At 51.8% G+C, this 2,023-nt stretch carries 2 protein-coding genes and 1 pseudogene; 1 reads left to right on the top strand and 2 read right to left on the bottom strand.

What is annotated here, in order from left to right:
• A partial coding sequence (locus tag ACR0IO_RS22850; RefSeq protein ID WP_480745119.1) for a hypothetical protein occupies window positions 1–388 on the bottom strand: 388 nt, incomplete at its 3' end.
• Window positions 389–526: 138 nt separating this feature from the next.
• Window positions 527–1,459 carry an IS481 family transposase gene (locus tag ACR0IO_RS22845; RefSeq protein ID WP_480745117.1) on the bottom strand — a complete coding sequence of 311 codons (933 nt, stop codon included), beginning with the start codon at window positions 1,457–1,459 and terminating at the stop codon, window positions 527–529.
• 82 nt (window positions 1,460–1,541) lie between these two features.
• Between ACR0IO_RS22845 and ACR0IO_RS22840 the strand changes: the two are divergent.
• Window positions 1,542–2,023 (top strand): annotated as a pseudogene (locus ACR0IO_RS22840) (transposase); the annotation flags it as partial.

The raw sequence follows: 2,023 nt of genomic DNA, 5'->3' as shown, positions 1-2,023 counted from the left end.
TGAAGACAGTATCATAGTCTGCATCAGCGGCGTATAATCTAGGTACGAGCGCATTGCGTCCCTTTGCGGAAGCATGAAACGCCGCAGCTATCAGATCGTCTGCTAATTGCAGCACAGTCCGATGCGGTAGCTCTGAGCATTGTTCGCATTCCACAATTGCATCATGCACTGCCCGCTCTATCGTTCCGACATCTTCTCTCCGAGATACACACTTTGTTTTTATTAAAGTATTGATGACACAGTCGACGTCAACTTCAGCCGCCTCAGCGAGATCCACAACTGCACTTCTTTTCGAGTTGTTTTTCCTTAAGCCTTTAATTGACGGGGCATCTTTCACTGCATCGAGAAGCCAAACCAGGTTAGAACTGTTCTCTTTCTCAGTCCACATTTCATGATTGGTACTGAATACGAAGGACTCAAAATGTCCCGGAAACCGCTCATTAAGCTTGATAAATCTGATCAGAGATTTTTTGACAGCCTCATCATTAAATTTGAAATGCGGAAGATGCCTAGGTGTGGAATCTGGTTAGGTTGTTCCATTTAAGGCCTGAATTGGGGTTTGATTGTTAATGCCCATGTGGGTGCGTTGAGTGTTGTACCAGTTCACCCATCTTGGCAGATCCTGTTTTCTGGCTCTTGATGATTTAAACGGGATGGCATAGGCCCACTCACGCAGCATGGTTTGAATGAAGCGTTCGGCTTTTCCGTTGGTTTTAGGCGTGTAGGGCCGGGTGCGGATGTGTTTTATATTCAGCATCCGCAGTATCCTGCGGAACAGTTTTGCGATGTAACCGGAACCGTTGTCCGTCATCACTCGCTCGACTGCCACGCCCCGTCTGCGAAACCAGCGCAGAGCGCGGACAAGAAAAGCTGAGGTCGAGTGCCGGGTCTCATCGGGCAGAACTTCCACATAGGCAAGACGGGTGGCATCATCAATGGCCACATGCAGATAGTCCCAGCCAAGTCCCGGCGTGCGGCCTTTGCGATTGCCTGTAATGCGATGACCGTGCCCTTCAAAGCGCCCCAGTTTCTTGATGTCCAGATGTAATAGCTCCCCCGCTCGTTCGCGTTGATAGCGTCGCACAAGTGGCTTGGGATCAAGAGCCTTCAATTTACCAAGACCTGCATGCTTCAACCAAGCCGCAACTGTCGAGCGGGCAAGATTGAGCTTGGTCGCGATCTCTTGTGCCGTCAGACGGTAGTCCTTGCGAAGTTGTTCAGCTTTCTTGCGCCACCAGCTGGCCTGTACAGCAGCGGCAGACCTTGGCCGTGATGAGCGGTTCTCCAGACCGGCCCTTCCTTCAGCCAGGTAGCGGCCAATCCATTTACGCACCGTGCGAACACTGACTGCAAACGCCCGGGCAACCTGTTCCACCGGTTGCCGCTGTTCCAGCACTCGTTTTACCATCTGCTCTCGACTATACGTCGTGGTTCGGGCATTCTTATGCGGGTTGTTCATCTCATGGATCTCTTGTGTTGTTTTGTGGTGAAACCAACATCAAACATCTGAACGCGATGAACAACCTCTTCAGAGAACACAACTAGCTGCCTGGCGACCGGATATGGCTGGCTACCGGGAGATGGAAACGGCTTATCGCATTGCTCTGAAATCTCTGGCGCGCCGCTATATAGAGCTTCACGACGAAGTCGCTGATCTGGACACCATGATTAAGTCAATCATCGATGAACTCGCACCGGATCTGGTCGCGAGCAACTCAATCAGTTACAACTCCGCTGCACAGCTTCTCATCACAGCAGGTGACAACCCTAACCGTTTGAAGTCTGAGGCAAGCTTCGCCGCCTTATGCGGGGTTAGTCCCATACCGGCATCTTCAGGAAAAACGGACCGGCACCGCCTCAACCGTGGAGGAGATCGGGCCGCCAACAGTGCGCTCCACATCATTGCCATTGGCCGTCTGCGATGCGACGAGAAAACACAACAATACGTGAAGCGGCGCGTCGCAGACGGCCTTTCCAAGCTTGAGGCAATTAGATGCTTGAAACGCTATATTGCGCGTGAAGT

The organism is Ruegeria sp. CE12, assembly GCF_056537525.1.
Note: the sequence above shows the minus strand (reverse complement) of the source record. Positions and strands in the feature narration are given on the sequence as shown.

What these genes read in the sequence shown, in the direction of transcription:
- ACR0IO_RS22845 (WP_480745117.1), bottom strand. Translation starts at nt 1,459, where the DNA reads ATGAACAACCCGCATAAGAATGCCCGAACCACGACGTATAGTCGAGAG.